The sequence below is a fragment of the Pseudomonas cedrina subsp. cedrina genome (assembly GCF_001983175.1).
In the GTDB taxonomy this organism is placed as follows: domain Bacteria; phylum Pseudomonadota; class Gammaproteobacteria; order Pseudomonadales; family Pseudomonadaceae; genus Aquipseudomonas; species Aquipseudomonas cedrina.
This window is the reverse complement of the sequence record NZ_MNPW01000005.1, coordinates 455,784-470,766: the sequence shown is the minus strand read 5'-3', so window position 1 is coordinate 470,766 and position 14,983 is coordinate 455,784. Positions and strand designations below refer to the sequence as shown.

The 14,983-nt window shown below is 61.8% G+C and carries 15 protein-coding genes and 1 pseudogene; 8 read left to right on the top strand and 8 right to left on the bottom strand.

Features of this window, described 5'->3' with window-relative positions; genetic code table 11:
* Positions 1–12 precede the first annotated feature (12 nt).
* Together tsaE and BLL36_RS13120 are read right to left on the bottom strand one after the other, a co-directional pair.
* On the bottom strand, positions 13–483 hold the full coding sequence (tsaE, locus tag BLL36_RS13125; protein WP_076951858.1) for a tRNA (adenosine(37)-N6)-threonylcarbamoyltransferase complex ATPase subunit type 1 TsaE: 471 nt from the start codon (positions 481–483) through the stop codon (positions 13–15).
* Positions 471–1,331, bottom strand: a complete 861-nt coding sequence (locus tag BLL36_RS13120; RefSeq protein WP_076951857.1) for an NAD(P)H-hydrate dehydratase — start codon at positions 1,329–1,331, stop codon at positions 471–473. Before BLL36_RS13120 ends, tsaE begins: the two co-directional genes overlap by 13 nt.
* Positions 1,332–1,394: 63 nt before the next feature.
* On the opposite strand from BLL36_RS13120, the gene queG reads away from it, so the two are divergent.
* Positions 1,395–2,462: a tRNA epoxyqueuosine(34) reductase QueG gene (queG, locus tag BLL36_RS13115; protein WP_076951856.1), complete on the top strand. Its 1,068-nt coding sequence runs from the start codon at positions 1,395–1,397 to the stop codon at positions 2,460–2,462.
* On the opposite strand, the gene BLL36_RS13110 is transcribed toward queG, so the two are convergent.
* On the bottom strand, positions 2,456–3,070 hold the full coding sequence (locus BLL36_RS13110; protein ID WP_076951855.1) for a trimeric intracellular cation channel family protein: 615 nt from the start codon (positions 3,068–3,070) through the stop codon (positions 2,456–2,458). The two genes, queG and BLL36_RS13110, sit on opposite strands and share 7 nt — an antisense overlap.
* Before the next feature lie 178 nt (positions 3,071–3,248).
* Entirely contained in the window at positions 3,249–3,791 is a 543-nt protein-coding gene (gene orn, locus BLL36_RS13105) for an oligoribonuclease (RefSeq protein ID WP_076951854.1), read from the bottom strand.
* A gap of 109 nt (positions 3,792–3,900) precedes the next feature.
* Here orn and rsgA point away from each other — a divergent pair, with 109 nt between their 5' ends.
* Both rsgA and BLL36_RS13095 read left to right on the top strand, forming a co-directional pair.
* The gene (rsgA, locus tag BLL36_RS13100; RefSeq protein ID WP_003171340.1) at positions 3,901–4,932 is read left to right on the top strand and encodes a small ribosomal subunit biogenesis GTPase RsgA; all 1,032 of its coding nucleotides are present in this window, start codon (positions 3,901–3,903) and stop codon (positions 4,930–4,932) included.
* 319 nt (positions 4,933–5,251) lie between these two features.
* Positions 5,252–5,614, top strand: a complete 363-nt coding sequence (locus BLL36_RS13095) for a type II toxin-antitoxin system PemK/MazF family toxin (protein WP_267903506.1) — start codon at positions 5,252–5,254, stop codon at positions 5,612–5,614.
* Between the two features lie 60 nt (positions 5,615–5,674).
* Here BLL36_RS13095 and motB read toward each other — a convergent pair whose 3' ends face one another.
* Together motB and motA are read right to left on the bottom strand one after the other, a co-directional pair.
* A complete protein-coding gene (gene motB, locus BLL36_RS13090) occupies positions 5,675–6,694 on the bottom strand; it encodes a flagellar motor protein MotB (RefSeq protein WP_076951852.1) in 1,020 nt (339 codons plus the stop codon).
* Between the two features lie 3 nt (positions 6,695–6,697).
* Positions 6,698–7,549, bottom strand: coding sequence for a flagellar motor stator protein MotA (motA, locus tag BLL36_RS13085; RefSeq protein ID WP_016976894.1), 852 nt, complete (start codon positions 7,547–7,549; stop codon positions 6,698–6,700).
* Positions 7,550–7,715: 166 nt separating this feature from the next.
* Here motA and BLL36_RS13080 point away from each other — a divergent pair, with 166 nt between their 5' ends.
* The 4 genes and pseudogenes from BLL36_RS13080 to BLL36_RS31280 all read left to right on the top strand — a co-directional run.
* Positions 7,716–9,251, top strand: coding sequence for an HDOD domain-containing protein (locus tag BLL36_RS13080; protein ID WP_076951851.1), 1,536 nt, complete (start codon positions 7,716–7,718; stop codon positions 9,249–9,251).
* Positions 9,252–9,309: 58 nt separating this feature from the next.
* Entirely contained in the window at positions 9,310–10,125 is an 816-nt protein-coding gene (gene rhdA, locus BLL36_RS13075; protein ID WP_076951850.1) for a thiosulfate sulfurtransferase, read from the top strand.
* Between the two features lie 15 nt (positions 10,126–10,140).
* Entirely contained in the window at positions 10,141–11,001 is an 861-nt protein-coding gene (gene asd, locus BLL36_RS13070; RefSeq protein WP_076951849.1) for an archaetidylserine decarboxylase, read from the top strand.
* 24 nt (positions 11,002–11,025) lie between these two features.
* Positions 11,026–11,118: pseudogene (locus BLL36_RS31280) on the top strand (outer membrane lipoprotein carrier protein LolA); the annotation flags it as partial.
* A gap of 10 nt (positions 11,119–11,128) precedes the next feature.
* On the opposite strand, the gene serB reads toward BLL36_RS31280, so the two are convergent.
* Entirely contained in the window at positions 11,129–12,343 is a 1,215-nt protein-coding gene (serB, locus tag BLL36_RS13065; protein WP_076951848.1) for a phosphoserine phosphatase SerB, read from the bottom strand.
* A gap of 133 nt (positions 12,344–12,476) precedes the next feature.
* Between serB and BLL36_RS13060 the strand changes: the two genes are divergently transcribed.
* On the top strand, positions 12,477–13,982 hold the full coding sequence (locus BLL36_RS13060) for an AhpA/YtjB family protein (protein WP_076951847.1): 1,506 nt from the start codon (positions 12,477–12,479) through the stop codon (positions 13,980–13,982).
* Between the two features lie 185 nt (positions 13,983–14,167).
* Here BLL36_RS13060 and BLL36_RS13055 read toward each other — a convergent pair whose 3' ends face one another.
* Positions 14,168–14,878: a PqiC family protein gene (locus BLL36_RS13055; RefSeq protein WP_076951846.1), complete on the bottom strand. Its 711-nt coding sequence runs from the start codon at positions 14,876–14,878 to the stop codon at positions 14,168–14,170.
* Positions 14,879–14,983 lie beyond the last annotated feature (105 nt).

The window sequence follows — 14,983 nt, the reverse complement described above, 5'->3', positions numbered from 1 at the left end:
TAACCCCACCAATTATTTGAATTCCAATGCCAAAGCGGCGCACCACGACTGGCCGCGCGCGCTCTGGGGCAACAACTTCAACCGACGTCCGTGCTCATGCGGCGTAATGGTAATGGTCAGGTCCGGCTTTGGCAAAAAGCCTGTGCCTTTATCTGGCCATTCGATCAGGCACAACGCATCTTCATCGAAGTAATCCCGGATGCCCATGTACTCGAGCTCTTCGGGGTCCACCAGGCGATAGAGGTCGAAATGGAACGCTCGCACGTTGCCAATCTCGTAGGGTTCCACCAAGGTGAACGTCGGACTTTTTACCGCCCCGGCATGGCCCAACCCGCGAATGATCCCCCTCGACAGCGTGGTCTTGCCCGCCCCCAGATCGCCTTCGAGGAAGATCAGCCCCGCCCCGGCCGTGACCTGGGCAATGCGCTGGCCGAAGCTGACCATGGCTTCTTCATCGGCCAGGAAAAGAATTACTTCAGGCACGGGGACTGTTCCTCCAACAATTGACGAATGGCCGGTATCAGGTCGCTGGCGGCCAGGCCTCGACCAAAGGTGCCCTGGCGATCCCCCGCCGTGGCGTGCAACCACACGGCCAGGCAGCTTGCTTCATAGGCGGGCATGCCCTGGGCCAGCAGTGCGCCTACCAGCCCGGCCAACACGTCGCCCAGCCCGGCCGTCGCCATCGCCGGATGGCCTTGGTCACATCGTGAAACACGTCCGTCCGGGCTGGCGATCAAACTGCCAGCCCCCTTGAGGATAGCCACTGCGTTGAAGGTCTGGCTCAACGCGCGCGCCACCTTAAGGCGATCGGCCTGAACCTCGGCTGTCGAGATGCCCAACAAGCGCGCGGCTTCGCCTGGGTGCGGGGTGATCACGCAGTTGGGCGGCAGGCTGACGCTGCCGGTGGCCAGTTGGTTCAAGGCGTCGGCGTCCCAGACTTGCGGTTGTTGCGCGTTGGCGGCGACGGACAGCAAGCTTTTACCCCAGGACGCGTCACCCAGGCCGGGCCCGATCACAATGACCGAGATCTTTTCCAGCAAGCCCATCATTTGATTGGCCGAACTCACCCCCACGCTCATGACTTCCGGCAAACGCGCCAGCGCAGCGGGAAGATGCTCAATGCGCGTTGCCAGCGATACCACGCCCGCGCCACTGCGCAAGGCGCTTTCGGCGCTCAACAGCGCAGCGCCGCCGGTACCACGGTCACCGCCAATGACCAGCAGGTGGCCGAACTGGCCTTTATGAGCATCCGGGGAACGTGCAGGCAGTTGCGGCAAATGGCCGTGTAAAAGGCGCTGTACGTCGGTTATTGCGTGTTTTGTCTGCGGCATGCGTCTTCAAGCTCCGATGTCTGGCAGAATTATACCTATCTAACCTGCGGTTTCCCTTGTCTCATGCCTGCCATCACCACCGATCTGCCCGCCCTCGCCCAATCGATCAAAGACTGGGGCCGCGAGCTGGGCTTTCAACAAGTCGGCATCAGCGGCCTGGACCTGGCCGAGCACGAACAGCACCTGCAACGCTGGCTCGACGCGGGTTACCACGGCGAAATGGACTACATGGGCGCCCATGGCAGCAAACGCTCCCACCCCGATGAGCTGGTGCCGGGCACGTTGCGCGTGGTCTCGCTGCGCATGGATTACCTGCCCGGCGACACACACATGGCGCAACGGCTGGCCCAGCCGGAAAAAGCCTACATCTCGCGCTATGCCCTGGGCCGCGACTACCACAAGCTGATCCGCAAGCGCGTGCAGCAACTGGCGGATCGCATCCAGGCCCAGATCGGCCCCTTTGGCTTTCGCGCCTTTGTCGACAGCGCGCCGGTACTGGAAAAAGCCATTGCCGAACAAGCCGGCCTGGGCTGGATCGGTAAAAACACCTTGGTACTCAATCGCAAGGCCGGCAGTTATTTTTTCCTCAGCGAACTGTTTGTCGACTTGCCGTTGCCGGTCGACCCGCCCCACGGCACCGAACATTGCGGGCGCTGCACCGCCTGCCTGGACATCTGCCCCACCAATGCCTTCGTCGGCCCTTATGTGCTGGATGCGCGGCGCTGCATTTCCTACCTGACCATCGAGCTCAAGAGCGCGATCCCCGAGGACCTGCGCCCATTGATCGGTAACCGCGTGTTCGGTTGCGATGACTGTCAGATCGTTTGCCCGTGGAATCGTTTCGCCCGATCCACCGCCGAAGGCGATTTCAAGCCAAGGCACAATCTGGACAACGCGCAACTGGCCGAGCTGTTCATGTGGGACGAGGATAAATTCCTCAGCAGCACTGAAGGCTCGCCCCTGCGTCGCGCCGGTTTTGAGCGCTGGCTGCGTAACCTGGCGGTGGGCCTGGGCAATGCACCGTCAAGCATCCCCGTGCTGGAGGCCTTGAAGGCGCGCCGGGATTACCCCTCGGAGCTGGTGCGCGAGCATGTGGAATGGGCGCTCAAACAGCACGCCGAGCGTCAGTGAACGTCGTCGTTGTAGACGAACTTGGGCATTTCCCAGTGAAACCGGATCGCCAGCAGACGCAGGAGAAAGCCGCTGAACAGAGTCAGCAGGATGGCTTGTTCGCCAGGCAGTTCCAGGTACAGGCACAACAAATAGAACCAGGCGGCGAGGAACGACACGCTGGCGTACAGCTCGCGGCGGAAAATCAGCGGGATGTCGTTGCAGAAGATATCCCGCAGGATGCCGCCAAATACGCCGGTGATCACACCACTGACCGACGCCACCAACATGCCGTGGCCCATTTCCAGGGCGGTCATGCAGCCGATCAGCGTGAAGGCCACCAGGCCAACGGCGTCCAGCGCCAGAAAGAGTGAGCGCAGATGCCGCATCAGCGGCGCGGCGAAGATCGTCACCAGCGCAGCGATGGAGGTCAGCACCAGATATTCCGGGTGCTTGACCCAGGTCAGCGGGTAATGCCCCAGCAGCACGTCGCGCACCGAACCGCCGCCCAACGCCGTCACGCAGGCGATCAGCACCACGCCAAACCAATCCATGCCACGCCGCCCGGCCGACAGGGCGCCGGTCATGGCTTCGGCGGTAATGGCGATGAGGTAGAGCATCAGCAGCATGAGGGCGATCCTTGCGATTGGGCTGGCTGTCTAATTATTTGGGGGCGTTCGGCGAAAGATCGAGTCGCGCCCTTCGCGAGCAAGCCCGCTCCCACATTTGTTCCGCGCTCGTCATGACAACTCGGTCCAATGTGGGAGCTGGCTTGCCTGCGATAGCGCCAGTTCAGGCGCCACTGAATCACGCCTTGATGAAATGCTTGCGATAATGCTGCAATTCGGCAATAGACTCGCGAATATCATCCAGCGCCAAATGCGTGCTGCCTTTATGAAAGCTGTCTTTGACCTCTGGCGCCCAGCGTGCAGCCAGCTCCTTCAGCGTCGAAACGTCCAGGTTGCGATAGTGGAAGTAACTTTCCAGCGCCTTCATGTGGGTGTAGAGAAAGCGGCGGTCCTGGCAGATGCTGTTGCCGCAGATCGGCGACTTGCCCTTCGGCACCCATTTTTCCAGGAAGGCGATGGTTTCGGCTTCGGCTTCGGCCATGCTGATGCGGCTGTCGCGCACGCGCTGGGTCAGGCCGGAGTTACCGTGGGTGCGAGTGTTCCATTCATCCATGGTCGCCAGCACTTCATCACTGTGATGGATCGCGATCACCGGACCTTCGGCCAAGGTATTGAGGTTGCTGTCGGTGACAATGGTCGCCATCTCGATGATGACGTCGGTGTCGGGGTTCAGACCGGTCATTTCCAGATCGATCCAAATCAGGTTCTGTGGGTTTTGCATGGCTTGATTCTCTTGGCACCTTGGCGTAGCTGCGCAGTTTAGCAGGCAGGGCCGTGCTAGACTCGCGACCGTTTCATCTAAACCTTTGCATTATCGACACGGAACACCAATGGCCAAACGCCAGCTCAATCGTCGCCAAAACTGGCGCATCGAAAAGATTCAGGGTGAGCGCGCCGCGCGCGCCGCCAAACGTGAGTCCTCCGCCGTGGAAGCGCTCGAGGGCGGTGACCTGGGCCCCGAACAAACGGGCCTGGTGATCGCGCACTTCGGTGTGCAGGTCGAAGTCGAGGCACTTGAAGGCGAACTCGCGGGTTCGGTGTCTCGTTGCCACTTGCGCGCCAACCTGCCGGCGCTGGTCACCGGCGACAAAGTCGTCTGGCGTGCCGGCAACCAGGGCATCGGCGTGATCGTCGCCCAGTTGCCGCGCACCACCGAACTGCGCCGCCCCGACAGTCGCGGGCAGCTCAAGCCGGTGGCGGCCAACGTCGACATGATCGTGATCGTGTTCGCGCCGCTGCCCGAGCCGCATGCCAACCTGATCGACCGCTACCTGGTCGCGGCCGAGCATGCCGGCATTCGCCCGCTGTTGCTGCTGAACAAGTTCGACCTGATCGACGAGCAGAACGCCCCGGCGCTCAACGCCTTGCTCGCGGTGTACCGCACCCTCGGTTACCCGGTGCTGGAAGTCTCGGCGCACCACGGCAACGGCATGGAACAGCTGCAACAGCAGTTGGACGGGCGCATCAGCGTGTTTGTCGGCCAGTCGGGCGTGGGTAAATCCTCGCTGGTCAACAGCCTGCTGCCGGAAGTCGACACCCGCGTGGGCCCGCTGTCGGAGCTGTCCGGCCAGGGCACCCACACCACCACCACCGCGCGGTTGTTCCACTTCCCCGGCGGCGGTGAACTGATCGACTCCCCCGGCATCCGTGAATTCGGCCTGGGCCACGTCAGCCGCAGCGATGTGGAAGCGGGCTTCATCGAGTTCAACGACCTGATCGGCACCTGCCGCTTCCGCGACTGCAAGCACGACCGCGAGCCGGGCTGTGCGTTGCTCAAGGCGCTGGAAGACGGCCGCGTGCAGCAGCAGCGGATGAACAGCTATCGGTCGATTATTGCGAGTTTGCCGGAGAGCAGTTACTGAGCGGCCATTTCCTGATACATATAAATGGCATCGCAAAGCGCCCTTATCCATTGATTTAACGGGCGCCGGCATCAAGAATTCGGCACAACTGGGTGGCGCGTCGACGCAAGCCAGCTTGAATTCGAAACGTCTGATGCTCATAATCTCTCCGTCACCAGCGCAAGCTGGCAGGAGTCTGGATCCTCTTCGGGGTTGATCCAGCGGCGCAGAAGGGGCGAAGCAAGCTCCACTGCGTGTCGAATGAAGCCGCCTTCGGGCGGCTTTGCTTTTTGTGGGGCATTAACGATTGGCTCTTTACTATCACCCCAAACAGGGCGACGTGCTCCTCTGCGACTTCACGCGAGGTTTCGTCGCACCAGAAATGCTCAAAATCCGCAAAGTCGTGGTGATATCTCCTACCGCTACGCACAATCGCAAGCTCTGCACGGTGGTGCCGATCTCCTCTACCGCACCTGAGGTACAGCACGACTGGCACCACTTATTACGTACTAACCCACTTCAATCTGATGGCTACAAGGAACTGTGGGTGAAGTGCGACATGATTTACACCGTAAGCTTCGAGCGCCTCGACAAGCTCCATAGAAAAAGCCGATCCAAAGGGCGAGAATATTTCGTACCACGCCTGTGTACCGACGACATGCGAGGAGTGATCAGTGGTGTCAAAGCCTACCTCCCGCCCTAGCCAGAACTGAAAACGCCCCGATGAGTCGGGGCGTTTTCAGTTGAGATTGTCGCTAGTGTTCTACGACCCCGTACCAGGCACCGTAGGATCCTTCACCCCGCCATCATCAAACAGATTCAGCTTCTGACGCAGCTCATGCGCCGGCAACGGCTGTTGCCCTGGGGGAATGGCGTTCGGGTCGGCGGGCACTTCGCCTGGCGCGCCCGCGCCTGGGGTCGGCTGCGGTGGCGGCGGCTGGTCACCTTCAATCGCACGCTGGGCTTTCTTGGTCAGTACCACGATGTCGATACGCCGATTGATCGGGTTGAACGGGTCCTTCGCGTCAAACAGCTGCGAAGACGCAAACCCCACCACCCGCGCCACTTGCGGGTCCGGGTAGCTGCCGGCCACCAGCGCACGGCGTGCGGCGTTGGCGCGGTTGGCCGAGAGTTCCCAGTTGCCGAAGTCGCCCTGGCCCGAGTAGGGCTTGGCGTCGGTATGGCCGCTGATGCTGATCTTGTTCGGCACCGCCTTGATGGTGTCGGCCATGGCCAGCAGGATGTCTTCGAAGTACGGCTTCAAGCGCGCGCTGCCGGAGTCGAACATCGGGCGGTTGGCGGCGTCGGTAATCTGGATGCGCAAGCCATCCGGAGTGATTTCGAACGAAATCTGATCCTTGAACTTCAGCAGTTGCGGGTTTTCCTCGACCTTGTTCTGCAGTTCCTGCAGCAACAGTTCAAGGCGTTCCTGCTCGACCTGCTCGGCCATCGCTTCCACAGTATCGCGCTCGATCGGGATTTTTTCCTGCGGCGATTCGGTCTGCACTTCCGGATTGATGGTGCGCTCCGGCGCCAATTGCGGCGAACCGCCCAGATCGATTACGAAGGGCGTGCCGCTTTCCGAAAAGCCAATCGGGTCTTTGAAGTAGCCGGCGATGGCGATCTTCTGTTCCGGCGTGGCGGTGGACATCAGCCACAGCACCAGGAAGAACGCCATCATCGCCGTCGCAAAGTCGGCGAAGGCGATTTTCCAGGCGCCGCCGTGGTGCCCCGCAGCGAAGCGCTTGACGCGCTTGATGATTATCGGCTGGTTGTTTTCCATGGCTTAGCGACCGCGAACCGCTTGTTCCAGCTCGGCGAAGCTTGGGCGGTGCTTGGGGTACAACACCTTGCGACCGAACTCCACCGCCAGCGATGGCGGCATGCCGGAAGCCGAAGCGACCAGGCTGGCCTTGATCGACTCGTACAGGTTGATTTCTTCCTTGGCGTCATGGGCCAGGGAGGTCGCCAGGGGCCCGAAGAAACCGTAGGCCGCGAGAATACCGAAGAAGGTACCCACCAACGCCGCACCCACGTGCATGCCGATCGCGGCCTGGTCGCCCTCGCCCAGCGACGCCATGGTCACCACGATACCGAGTACCGCCGCTACGATACCGAAGCCGGGCATGCCGTCGGCGATACCGGTTACGGCGTGGGAAGGGTGTTCCAGCTCTTCTTTAAGGCTGAACAGTTCCATGTCGAACAGGCCTTCCAGTTCATGGGGGGCCATGTTGCCGGAGGACATGATGCGCAGGTAGTCACAGATATAGGCGGTCATGCGCTCATCCTTGAGCACGGCCGGGTACTTGGCGAAGATCGGGCTGGCAGCGGCGTCTTCGATGTCGGCCTCGATGGCCATCATGCCTTCGCGGCGGCTCTTGTTGAGGATCTCGTAGACCAGGCCCAGCACCTCCAGGTAGAAGGTGTGGGTGAAGCGCGAACCGAACATACCCAGCGACTTCTTGACCACGTGCATGGTCATGTAGCCAGGGTTCGCCTGCAAGAAAGCGCCGAACGCCGCACCACCGATGATCAGCACTTCGAAGGGCTGGATCAGCGCAGCAATTTTACCGTGGGACAGGACGTAGCCACCAAGCACGCTTGCGATGACGACGATGATGCCGATAATTTTAGCCATAGGAGATGAGTACTTGCGCCGTCGGGTTCATGGACATATTGGGAGGAACTGAAAACTCTTGTTCCTCTTATCGGCAAAACTGCGCCAGACTATAGGCCGTTAAGGCGAAAAGCCAGTTCGGCCCGCTCCGGGCGTGTTGACAGCAAGTGATGATCGCGCCCCAACCATGGCCAATGAAACGACAGTCCCAACTGCAAAACCCACTTCTCTCGCCGCTTGGATCAAGCGCCTGGATGAGGTGCTGCTGCCTGTTCCCCAGGCCAGCCACGACCGTGTGTGCAAAGGCATCCGCGACAGCCGCAGCTCGTTGCGAGATATTGCCGAGCTGATGCAAGACAGCCCGGCCCTCGTGCTCAGCGTAATGCGCGAGGCCAACAGCCACACCCATGGCAGCCTGGCGGAACCGGCGGAAAACCTCGAAGTGGCGCTTAACCGCCTGGGCCTCAAGCGCGCCGAAGAACTGCTGGCGCGCCTGCCTGCGGTACCGGCCCACGAGATTCCGGTGGCGTTGCGCCAATTGCTGCTGGTGAGCCAGCACGCTTCGCAGCAAGCCAACGGCTTGTTTGGCAGCCGCCTGGCGCGGCTGTGGCAGGATATTCATTGGGGCAGCCTGCTGTTTCTTTCACCCATGTGGCCGATGGCGGTTGCCTACCCCAAACTCCTGGAAGAATGGGAGCTGCGGGTTATCCACAAGAACCAGCCGGCCCGCGAGGTCGAGCAGCAATTGTTCGGCGTGCGCCTGCTGGATCTGTGCGTCGGCCTGACTGAAGCCTGGCACCTGCCGATCTGGGTATCCCAAGGCTATAAATTGCTGCTGAGCGAACAACGCCTGCTGGTCAAGGCACTGCATATCGCCCGCGAAGATGACCCGCTGCGTCATCAACAGCTGCTTGACGCCGAACCCAACCTGCGCCGCTGGTTGAACCAGCCGGCCAACACCGTGTTGCTGGCCAACGGCCTGGCGATGTCGGCTCAGGAGTCCTGGACCTGCCCGCACACCGAGCGTTGGCAGTACCTGACTGCGCTGTACCTGCAACAACCCTTGGGCGACGTTCAGCAACAGGTCCACCAACAAGCCGTCACCAACGCCCGCACCACGTTGATGCCCGACCTGTGGCACCCGGCGCTGTCGCTGATCTGGCCGTGGCACGTGCAGAAGATCCATCGCGGCCTGCTGCCGGCGCCGCCGCCCACCGCCGAGTCCCTGGCCCTGTGGCGCAAGCGCTGCACCGAGCTGCTGGTGGAGCCGAGCCGCTTTGCCAACGCCATGCACCTGACCACCTGCGCCAAGGAGGCCCTGGTGGCCAGTGGCATGCAGCGGGTCATGCTGCTGATGACCGATCGTGCCCAGAGCACCTTGCGCGTGCATCAGGTCGACGGCCTGCCCAAGGACGCCGCCAACCTCAGCCTGGACGTGACCAACAGCACGCTGCTGCAGCGTCTATTGGAAAAGTCCGCCCAGGTGCGCCTCAATCCAGACAACCATGCGCAGTTCTCGGCCTTGCTGCCGCCGATCCTGCGTCGCCTGTTTACCGGCGAACACCTGCTGCTGCGCTCGCTGAGCTGCAACGGCAAGGTGGTGATGCTGATGGTGGCAGACCAGGGCGGCGGGCCGTTCTCGGAAACCACGGTGCAAGCCTTCGGCAAAACCGCCCAATGTATCGAGAAGGCCCTGCACTGCTTTACCAACCGCAGCACCTGATGCTTGCGCTACAATCGCCCCTCTTTTATCGCCAACCTTTGTGCCCAGGAGACCTCACATGCCTGACTTCTCTGGCTTGCCGCTGGTGATCGAACCCAGCGACCTGCTCGGTCGCCTGGAGGCCGAACACCTGATCCTGGTGGACCTTACCAGTGCCGTCCGCTACGCCGAAGGGCATATCCCCGGCGCGCATTTCGTTGACCCCAAGCGCACCCAATGGGGCCAGGCGCCTGCTCCTGGGCTGCTGCCGGCCAAAGCCGACCTGGAAACCCTGTTCGGTGAACTGGGCCACACTCCGGACGCGACCTACGTGGTCTACGACGACGAAGGCGGCGGCTGGGCCGGGCGCTTCATCTGGCTGCTCGACGTGATCGGCCACCAGAAATACCACTACCTGGACGGCGGCCTGCTGGCCTGGCTGGCAGAAAAACACCCTGTCTCCACCGATGTGCCCGCGCCCGTCGGCGGCCCGGTCAGCCTGACGCTGCACGACGGCCCCACCGCCACCCGCGAATACCTGCAAAGCCGCCTGGGCGCGGCCGACCTGGGCATCTGGGATGCGCGGGGTCCGCTGGAGTACTCCGGTGAAAAGGTGCTCGCCGCCAAAGGTGGGCACATTCCCGGCGCCGTGAATTTCGAGTGGACCGCCGGCATGGACCAGGCGCGCAACCTGCGCATCCGCCGCGACATGCCGCAAATCCTCGAAGGCCTGGGGCTGACCAAAGACAAAGAAATCATCACCCATTGCCAGACCCACCACCGCTCTGGCTTCACCTACCTGGTGGCCAAGGCGCTCGGTTATCCGCGGGTCAAAGGTTATGCCGGTTCCTGGGGCGAATGGGGCAACCACCCCGACACCCCCGTCGAGATTTAAGGTTTAAGGACAGTTATGAAAAAGCAGTTGTTTATCCTCAGCCAGTACTTGCTGCCGCACCACTTGCTGTCGCGCCTGGCCGGCTGCATTGCCGAGTGCCGCGTGCACTGGTTCAAGAATGCCTTCACCACCTGGTTCGCCAAGCGCTATCAAGTGGACATGTCCCAGGCCCTGGTCGAAGACGTGACCGCCTATGAGCACTTCAACGCCTTCTTCACCCGGGCCCTCAAGGACGGCGCTCGCCCGCTGGATCAAACCCCAGGCGCTGTCTTGAGCCCAGCCGATGGCGCGGTCAGCCAGCTCGGTCCGATCGAGCATGGTCGGGTGTTCCAGGCCAAGGGCCACAGCTTCAGCGTGCTGGAACTGCTCGGCGGCGATGCAGCCGCAGCGGCGCCGTTCATGGGCGGCGACTTCGCCACCATCTACCTGTCGCCCAAGGACTACCATCGCGTGCACATGCCGCTGGCCGGCACCTTGCGCGAGATGGTCTACGTGCCCGGCCGGATCTTCTCGGTGAACCAGACCACCGCCGAAAACGTGCCGGAACTGTTTGCGCGTAACGAGCGCGTTGTCTGCCTGTTCGACACCGAACGCGGCCCGATGGCTGTGGTATTGGTGGGCGCGATGATTGTGGCCTCGATTGAAACCGTGTGGGCCGGCCTGGTAACGCCGCCCAAGCGTGAGCTGAAGACATTCCGCTACGACGAAGCGGCGCGGGCGCCGATCCACCTGGAAAAAGGTGCGGAATTGGGCCGCTTCAAGCTGGGCTCGACGGCGATCGTGCTGTTCGGGCCGGATCAGGTGAAGTGGGCTGAAGAACTGGTGGCGGGTTCGCCGGTACAGATGGGGCAAGGCATCGGTTTACCCAAAGCCTGATGTAGATCCTCTGTAGGAGCGAGCTTGCTCGCGAAGGACGCTAACGATAACGCGGGCTTTCTGACTGCCCGCAGTGTTCTCAAGCTCCTCGCGAGCAAGCTCGCTCCTACAGTGTTTTAGCAGGGGGTTAGAGCTGCCCGTCGCGGTCGCGCAAGCCCAGCAGATACAACACACCATCAAGCCCCAACGTCGAAATCGCCTGCTTGGCCGACTGCTTCACCAACGGCTTGGCACGGAACGCAACGCCCAGCCCGGCAATCGCCAGCATCGGCAAGTCATTGGCGCCGTCGCCGACCGCAATGGTCTGCTCCAGGCGCAAACCTTCCTTGTGCGCCAATTCCTTGAGCAGATCCGCCTTGCGCTGTGCGTCGACAATCGGCTCCACGGCCACGCCGGTGACCTTGCCGCCCACCACTTCCAGCTCGTTGGCGAATACATAGTCGATGCCCAGCTTGGCCTGCAACTGCTTGGCAAAATAGGTGAAGCCACCGGACAGGATCGCGGTCTTGTAGCCCAGGCGCTTGAGCTCGGCGAACAAGGTCTCGGCGCCTTCGGTCAGGCGCAGCGATGCGCCGATGGAGTCCAGCACGCTCACGTCCAGGCCTTTAAGCAGCGCCAGGCGCTCTTTAAAGCTCGCACGGAAATCCAGTTCGCCGGCCATGGCACGCTCGGTAATCGCCGAAACCTGCTCGCCTACACCCGCGGCCTTGGCCAATTCGTCGATGACTTCGGCTTCGATCAGCGTCGAATCCATATCGAACACCGCCAGGCGGCGGTTGCGGCGGAACAGCGAGTCTTCCTGGAAGGCGATATCGACGTTCAGCTCCTGGGCCACGCTGAGGAACTCGGCGCGCAGGGCTTGCGGGTCGGCCGGCTCGCCGCGCACGGAAAACTCGATGCAGCCTTTACCCTTGTCGGCGGGGGTATCCAGCGGCATGCGACCCGACAAACGGTCAATGTGGTCGATGTTCAAGCCATACTTCGCGGTGATCGAGCTGACGCGCTGCAACTGCTCGGCGGTTACCTTGCGGGTCAGCAGCGTCACGATGTGGCGTTTCTTGCCCTGGCCGGCGACCCAATGCTGATAATCGGCTTCGGACACGGGTGTGAAACGCACCTGCTGGTCCAGCTTATACGCCGTAAACAGGATGTCCTTGAGCACCGAGGACGCCTGTTCAGTGCTCGGGATCTCCACCAGAATGCCGAACGACAGCGTGTCGTGGATCACCGCCTGGCCGATGTCGAGAATGTTTACACCACCCTGGGCCAGAACACCGGTAATGGCTGCGGTGAGACCCGGTCGGTCAACACCAGTGATGTTTATCAGGACAATTTCGCGCAAGGCGCACCCCCAGGCTGGAAAAAAACCGCATTCTACCCACTTTCAGTGACCATCGGGCACAGCCAGCGCTTTGCCGGTTCTAGGGCTGTCGCTATACTGCGCGTCAACTTCACGGACCAAGAGCCGAGCTCAAGTGAACCGGCCTACGCCAGTAAAAACCGACAACTTCTTCCTGCTGATCTTCCGGGCACTGCGCCACCGCCGTGTACCGATCGCATTACGCATCGCCAGCCATAACGTGATCCTGGTCGCCCTGGCACTGGTGATCTACGCCTGCGTGATGGGTTTGCAGTTCAAGCAGGCCATGCACGAGCAGGCCGACGCCCTGGGCGAAAGCCTGACCACCCAGACCGCCACTTCGGCGACCGAGCTGCTGGTGTCCAACGACATCCTCAGCCTCAACGTGCTGCTCAACAACCTGACCAAAAACCCGCTGGTGGCCCACGCCGCCATCTATAGCGTGGACAACCGGATCATGGCCGAAGCCGGGCAGCGCCCGAAAAACGGCCTGTTGGGCGAAGCCGAAGGCCTGTACCAGAGCAATATCACGTTTCAGGATGTGAAGGCCGGCCAACTGCGCATCAGCCTGGATATGCAGCAATTCCAGCAGCCGATGACCATCAGCCTGCAAAGCATGGGCATCTTGAGCGCGATCCTGCTGGCGCTGGCCCTGGCCTTGAGCCTGCGCCTGGGCCGGCATATCTCCACGCCGTTGATGCAACTGCGCATCTGGCTGCGCGACATTGACGAGCACACCCCGGCCACCGACCGCCAGGATGAAATCGGCGACCTCGCCCGCCAACTGCACGCCAGCTTCGCCCCGGAACCGGTGGTGCACGAAGCCGAGCCCGAGCCTGAGTTCGACGACACCGACTACGACGACGAACCGGAATTTGCCGTGCAAGAAGCGCCGGTGGCCGGCTTGAAGCCTGCGACCCGCAAGGCGTTCATCGCCGAAGAAGACGAACTGGACGACGAAGACCCTTTCGCCGACCTGCGCGACACTTCGGACGGCACCCCGGCCGTCGCCCCGAAACCGGCCCAGCTCAGAAGCACCGAACCCCAGTACAGTGCCGTACTCGCGGTGCAGCTGGGCGCCCAGGACCAATTGCGTCGCCTGCCGCGCGCGCGCCTGACCGAACTGCTGGAACGCTACCGTGACTGCCTCGACCAGGCCGCGTCGCTGTACCAGAGCGAACTGCATACCCTGAACGATGGCAGCACCCTGATGTTGTTCCACAGCGAAGACAGCGGCGAAGACTACCTGACCAACGCCATCTGCTGCGGCGAGTTGCTGCGCGCCCTGGGCCATGAATTGCAGATCGAAGTGGCCGACAGCGGCATCACCCTGCAATTGCAGCTGGGCCTGACGGTAGGCGACGATCTCTTTGGCATGAGCCAGATCGACCTGTTGCTGACCGAGATTGCCCAGGATGCCTTGGCCCTGTCCCAACACAGCCGCAACCTGCTGCTGGTGGAGCGCAAGATCAGCGAAGATACGCTGATCCGTCAGCGCGCACGTATTCGCCCGATTGCCAGCCCGGAAGGCGCCAGTTGTGTGGAGCGCTTGATGGAGCCGTACCCGTCGATGCTGGAGCGGCAGTTGGCGCGGATGCATGAGACCCGCGCCAAGCCCTGATGAACAATGCAGGACCCTGTGGGAGCGGGCTTGCCCGCGATGCCGGCGGTTCAGTCAATGATGTGTCGACTGATACACCGCAATCGCGGGCAAGCCCGCTCCCACAGGGGATCTTCAGTGTTATTCAAATCGCTACAAAAAAGGCCCGCTGAGTCAGCGGGCCTTTTGTTTGCGTGTTATTCAGATCAGAACCTGAACACTTCCATATCCGTACGGATCGGCGTCGCCATCGGCATTTTTGGCTTCTGCGGCTCGGTCGGTTTGGCCTGCACCGGGGCGCTTTGCTTGCGTGGCGATTCGGCAATCGGCGGTTGGTTGGCCAATGGCTTGAGGGCCACCGACAACTGTTGCGCCAGGTGCTGCAACAACACGCCCTGGGCCTGGACCTGGGAGGCGGTGGTGCCGGCGTGCTCTTCCTGCAAATGCACGATGCGGTTATCGCGCACCTGGCCACGGCGGTCGATCAAGCGCCACTGTGCATCGAGGATCGCCGGTTGCGATTTACCCGAATCGAGCCGGGTAATGGTCAACAACACCTGCACATCCGGGGTAAAGCCGGTGGGTGCGGGTGCGAGCACGACGCGCTGGCTGTCCAGGTGACCCGCCACTTGGCGCAACATCAGCTGGTTGATGTCAGAGGACAAGCTGCCCGCCCAACGACCATCGGTGGAACCTTGCAGGCTCCCGTCGTTCTGACGTTGCAGCAGGGTTTCGCGTTGCAGGTAGTCGGCTACGACCACCGGGCCCAACAAGACGGCCATGCCGGCGGTCTGAGCGGGTTGAGCCGGACTTCCGCTGTCCAGCTGGTACAGCGACACCGGCTGGTGCGTGCTGCAACCCGCCAGCCCCAAAAGGCCAGCGAGCACGAAAATAAAAGGAAGGCGTGGAGCAGTCATCATCCCATCCAGGTGGCTGCCACAAGGCAAACCACAATGTAATACTTAAAAATAACCTAAACACGCTCGGCCACGCCGGCGCTGGAAAGGCCATATCATCCGTGA

Excerpts from the sequence above, each read along its gene's own strand:
- motA (WP_016976894.1), bottom strand. The coding sequence starts at position 7,549 with ATGGCTAAAATTATCGGCATCATCGTCGTCATCGCAAGCGTGCTTGGT.
- queG (WP_076951856.1), top strand. The coding sequence starts at position 1,395 with ATGCCTGCCATCACCACCGATCTGCCCGCCCTCGCCCAATCGATCAAA.
- motB (WP_076951852.1), bottom strand. The coding sequence starts at position 6,694 with ATGGAAAACAACCAGCCGATAATCATCAAGCGCGTCAAGCGCTTCGCT.
- orn (WP_076951854.1), bottom strand. The coding sequence starts at position 3,791 with ATGCAAAACCCACAGAACCTGATTTGGATCGATCTGGAAATGACCGGT.
- rhdA (WP_076951850.1), top strand. The coding sequence starts at position 9,310 with ATGCCTGACTTCTCTGGCTTGCCGCTGGTGATCGAACCCAGCGACCTG.
- asd (WP_076951849.1), top strand. The coding sequence starts at position 10,141 with ATGAAAAAGCAGTTGTTTATCCTCAGCCAGTACTTGCTGCCGCACCAC.
- BLL36_RS13110 (WP_076951855.1), bottom strand. The coding sequence starts at position 3,070 with ATGCTGCTGATGCTCTACCTCATCGCCATTACCGCCGAAGCCATGACC.
- BLL36_RS13080 (WP_076951851.1), top strand. The coding sequence starts at position 7,716 with ATGGCCAATGAAACGACAGTCCCAACTGCAAAACCCACTTCTCTCGCC.
- BLL36_RS13120 (WP_076951857.1), bottom strand. The coding sequence starts at position 1,331 with ATGCCGCAGACAAAACACGCAATAACCGACGTACAGCGCCTTTTACAC.
- rsgA (WP_003171340.1), top strand. The coding sequence starts at position 3,901 with ATGGCCAAACGCCAGCTCAATCGTCGCCAAAACTGGCGCATCGAAAAG.
- BLL36_RS13055 (WP_076951846.1), bottom strand. The coding sequence starts at position 14,878 with ATGACTGCTCCACGCCTTCCTTTTATTTTCGTGCTCGCTGGCCTTTTG.